Origin of the sequence: Cetobacterium sp., from assembly GCF_048470075.1 — a bacterium.
Taxonomy (GTDB): Bacteria; Fusobacteriota; Fusobacteriia; order Fusobacteriales; family Fusobacteriaceae; genus Cetobacterium_A.
This window is the reverse complement of the sequence record NZ_DBGBQB010000091.1, coordinates 1-4,269: the sequence shown is the minus strand read 5'-3', so window position 1 is coordinate 4,269 and position 4,269 is coordinate 1. Positions and strand designations below refer to the sequence as shown.

Sequence of the window (4,269 nt, the reverse complement as noted above, 5' to 3'; positions counted from 1 at the left end):
ATGCAGATGTTGTTGAAAAAAAATAATAACTAAAAAGTTTAAGGTAGATTTTTAATCTACCTTTTTTATTTACTTTTTTTTTACAATTTTAAATATATTTTTACCTTAAATTAATTTTTGTTTAACATCTATCTGATATTATATCTTCGAGATTGAGAAAAAAATAATTTAAGGAGAAACAATGAAAAAAAAGGAAACACTTTTAGCAACAGCATTTTTAATGCCTGCTTTAACTATTTTTACAATTTTTATTTTTTATCCCATTTGTAAAACTTTCTATTTGAGTTTTTTTGAATGGAACATGATCAGTAAAAATAAAAAATTTATAGGATTGGAAAATTATATAGAGATTTTAACTGAAAATAGCGTTCATAAATCTTTAATAAACACATTTATATATATCGGACTGCTAATAGTATTTAATTTTATACTTCCATATGTTATAGCATATATTTTAGCTTTTCTAGTAAATAGATTTAAAGGATTTTATAGGACTATGTTTTTCTTTCCTAGCATAATATCATTGGTTGTAGCATCTCTTGTTTTTGTATGGGTATTTAACCCTATGATTGGACCAATATCAAAGTTTTATGAATTTTTTAATTTGAAACCTCAATTCTGGCTGAAAACTAATGGATTAGTAATGGTTTTAATAACTCTTATAACTGCTTGGAAAATTTTTGGTTACAATTTAATTCTACTTTTAGCAGGGATACTTGAAGTACCAACTGAACTTATAGAAAATGCTAAACTTGATAAAGTTTCAAATTTGCAGATTTTTCTATATATAGTTATCCCTATGACATCATCAACAGCTCTATATGTTATTGTTATGACTATTGTTTATGGATTACAGCAAGTATTTGTTCCTATAAATGTTCTGACTCAGGGAGGACCAAACAACGGAAGTACAAATCTTGTGTATAGTATCTATCAATATGCATTTACATTTTTCCAAACAGGAAGAGCTTCAGCACTTTCAATTATAACAATGCTTTTCTTCTTTATATTAATCTCTATAAAGATTAAAGTTTTAGAAAAAGGAGTTTATTATGAAAATTAAAGAGAGTAAGTGGCATATTCTATTTTTAATTATAATAGGAATACAAATTTTTCCACTTATATATATGCTATCAATATCTTTTAAAAGTATGGATCAAATTTTCTCAGATCCATTAAGTCTAATACCCAAAGTCATAACTTTTAGAAACTATGCTTATATATTCAAAAATGTAGAGATTTTAAGATATATATGGAATACATTTCTTATATCTGCAGCAATAACTTTTGGAAAAATAATCACAAGTATTTTAGCTGGATATGTGCTAGCTTTTAAAAATTTTAAAGGTAAAAAAATCTTAATTTTTCTAATTTTAGGAACTTTATTTGTACCTTTCACAGTTACTATGATACCCAATTATCTTATGATATCTGAAATAGGTCTTTTAAATTCAAGTTTAGGTGTTATTCTTCCTCAACTAGCAGATGGAATGGGAATATTTATGATTATCCAAAATATGAAAGGGATTCCTAAATCTATACTTGAAGTTGCAAGATTAGATAAAATAAAAGAAACTAGAGTTCTGTATCATATTATTTTGCCAATGATTAAAAACTCTATTATATCTATGGGTATATTATTCTTTATAAACTCATGGAATGAGTATTTTTGGCCTTTATTAGTCTTAAGTGAAAAGAAAAACTATACTCTATCTTTAGCACTTCAAATGTTTATAAGCTCTGAAGGTGGAAATGACTGGGGTATAACAATGGCTATTGCAGCATTAACAATTATCTTTCCAATTGTTATGTATGCATTCTTCCAGAAAAAAATAATGACAAGTTTTGTAAAATCAGGAGTAAAGGGATAGGTAAATATGAAAGAGATAAAATTTAAAAATGTATCAAAAAGTTATGGAGATACTAAAATTGTAAATAGTTTAGATTTAACAATAAAAGCGGGAGAAAGATTGGTCTTATTGGGACCATCTGGATGTGGAAAAAGTACAACTTTAAGAATGATAGCTGGCTTAGAAGATATAACTTCAGGAGATATATTCTTTGGAGATAAAAGAATCAATGATGTGGAGGCTGGAGATAGAGATATCGCTATGGTTTTTCAAAACTATGCACTTTACCCTCATCTTACAGTATGGGATAATATAACTTTTGGCTTAAAAATGAATGGTATAAAAAAAGAGGATATTGAAAAAAGAACAACAGAAGTAATTAAGATATTAAATTTACAAGGTTTGGAAAAAAGATATCCAAAGGAGTTATCAGGTGGACAAAGACAAAGGGTTGCTCTAGGTAGAGCTGCCGTAAAAAATTCTGACTTCTTCTTATTGGATGAACCCTTATCAAATTTGGATGTTCAACTTAGAAACTCCTCTAGAGAAGAACTTATAAAATTACATGAAATAAATAGACCTACATTTATCTATGTTACTCATGATCAAATTGAGGCTATGACAATAGGTCATAGAATAGCGATTCTAAATAGAGGAGATTTACAACAAATAGATACACCTGAAGAGGTTTATAATAATCCAGCTAATATATTTGTAGCAAAATTTATTGGAACACCTCCTATGAATATTTTAACAAGTAAGGTGGCAGATGGAAAAATCTATATCAATGGAAATTATATAGCCAATAATAAAAATACTATTCCTAATTTGAATGGTAGAAATCTAATATATCTTGGAATTAGACCTGAGCATATCTCAGTCTACACAGAAAACTCTATAGGCAGAGTTCAAGGAGAGGTTACAAGAGTAGAAAACTATGGAAATCAGAAGTGTGTTTCAGTCACTATTGGAAGTGAAAGCCTTAAAGCATCAATAAAAAATGAACAGGATATAAAAAAACATCAAAAAATTTATTTAGAAATGGATATTACAAAGTGTAGTTATTTTGATATTAAAACAGAAAAAAATTTAAAATTGGAGGGATAATCTTGAAGAAAAATATTTTAAAAGGTATTGTTTTAGGGAGCTTATTTTTAGTAGGATGTGGAAAAGAGGAAAAAGTTGCTGTATCAAATAAACCAATAGAGATTGAATATTGGCATGTGGCGTCTGAAAGTTTTGGTGGAAGCACTATCAAGGAACTTATTAAAAACTTTAATGATAAGAATTCAGATATAAAAGTTATTGAAAAATTTAATCCGGACATGTATAAGGGATTAACACAAAATTTACAAGTGGCAGTAGCTGCTAGAAAAAAACCCGCTATTGTTCAAATGGGATATTCATATTTAAACTACGCAAATGATAACTTTAATTATGTAACGGCTCAAGAGATAGTCGAAAAATATTTTCCTGAAGATCAAAGTTATTTAAGCAATAATTTTTTACCAAATATACTAGAACTTGGACAAGTTAATGGGAAACAAGTTGGAATCCCATATTCAATCAGTAACCCCATTATGTATATTAATTCCGATCTTTTTAAAGAGGCTGGAATAGATATTACAAATACTCCTAAAGATTGGGATACCGTTAGAAAATATTCTGAAATAATAAAAGAGAAAACAGGAAACATGGGCTTATTTGTTCAAGAATATGCAGATAACTGGGCTCAACAAGCTTTAATTGAAGGAAATGGAGGTAAAATTTTAGTTGAGAAAAATGGAAAAACTATTCCAACATTTGCCTCTAAAGAGTCATTTGAGGCTTATCAATATCTAGCGGATATGGTTCAGGACAATATAGCTTTACATGCCTCTAACGATGAGGGATTTCAAACATTTTTAAATGGTAAGCTTGGAATGGTAATAACTACAATTGGAAAAAGAGATAACTTTGAATCAACAGCTAAATTTAAAATAGTGGGAGAGAAATTTCCTATATTTGAAGGGAAAGAGAGAAAGTTACCAGCTGGAGGAAATATGTTGATGGTCATGACAGATAATCCTGAGGAACAAAAAGCTTCTTGGAGATTTATGAAATACCTACTAGAGGAGGAAGCATCTGAAAAATGGACTAAAGGAACAGGTTATCTACCATCGGCTATTCAAGATGAAAATAGTGAAATCGCAAAATTTTTAAATGAAAATCAACTTATGAGTGTAGCTAGTGAGCAATTAAAAGACATGGGAAAATGGGCTAGTTTTTCAGGAAGTAATGCACTTCAGGCTGAACAGTTATTAATAGATGTTAGAGATATTATATTAAGTGGTGAAAAAAAAGCTGAACAAGCTTTAAAAGAAGTAGAAGAAAAAATAATGAACTTAGTTAAGTAGGGGGAATACATGAAAGATAATAT

4 protein-coding genes are annotated in these 4,269 nt (G+C 28.5%); all 4 read left to right on the top strand.

Annotation, left to right across the window (positions count from 1 at the left end; all coding sequences use genetic code 11):
* Positions 1-181: 181 nt before the first annotated feature.
* From ACMOUI_RS03400 to ACMOUI_RS03385, 4 genes are read left to right on the top strand one after another with little or no spacing between them, the layout of a single operon-like run.
* Entirely contained in the window at positions 182-1,063 is an 882-nt protein-coding gene (locus ACMOUI_RS03400) for a carbohydrate ABC transporter permease (protein WP_418964342.1), read from the top strand.
* Entirely contained in the window at positions 1,053-1,871 is an 819-nt protein-coding gene (locus ACMOUI_RS03395; protein WP_418964341.1) for a carbohydrate ABC transporter permease, read from the top strand. Before ACMOUI_RS03400 ends, ACMOUI_RS03395 begins: the two co-directional genes overlap by 11 nt.
* A 6-nt stretch (positions 1,872-1,877) precedes the next feature.
* Positions 1,878-2,957, top strand: coding sequence for an ABC transporter ATP-binding protein (locus ACMOUI_RS03390; RefSeq protein WP_418964340.1), 1,080 nt, complete (start codon positions 1,878-1,880; stop codon positions 2,955-2,957).
* Positions 2,958-2,959: 2 nt separating this feature from the next.
* Positions 2,960-4,246, top strand: coding sequence for an ABC transporter substrate-binding protein (locus tag ACMOUI_RS03385; protein ID WP_418964339.1), 1,287 nt, complete (start codon positions 2,960-2,962; stop codon positions 4,244-4,246).
* Positions 4,247-4,269: the final 23 nt, after the last annotated feature.

Coding starts and splice junctions, on each gene's coding strand:
- ACMOUI_RS03400 (WP_418964342.1), top strand. CDS start 182: ATGAAAAAAAAGGAAACACTTTTAGCAACAGCATTTTTAATGCCTGCT.
- ACMOUI_RS03390 (WP_418964340.1), top strand. CDS start 1,878: ATGAAAGAGATAAAATTTAAAAATGTATCAAAAAGTTATGGAGATACT.
- ACMOUI_RS03395 (WP_418964341.1), top strand. CDS start 1,053: ATGAAAATTAAAGAGAGTAAGTGGCATATTCTATTTTTAATTATAATA.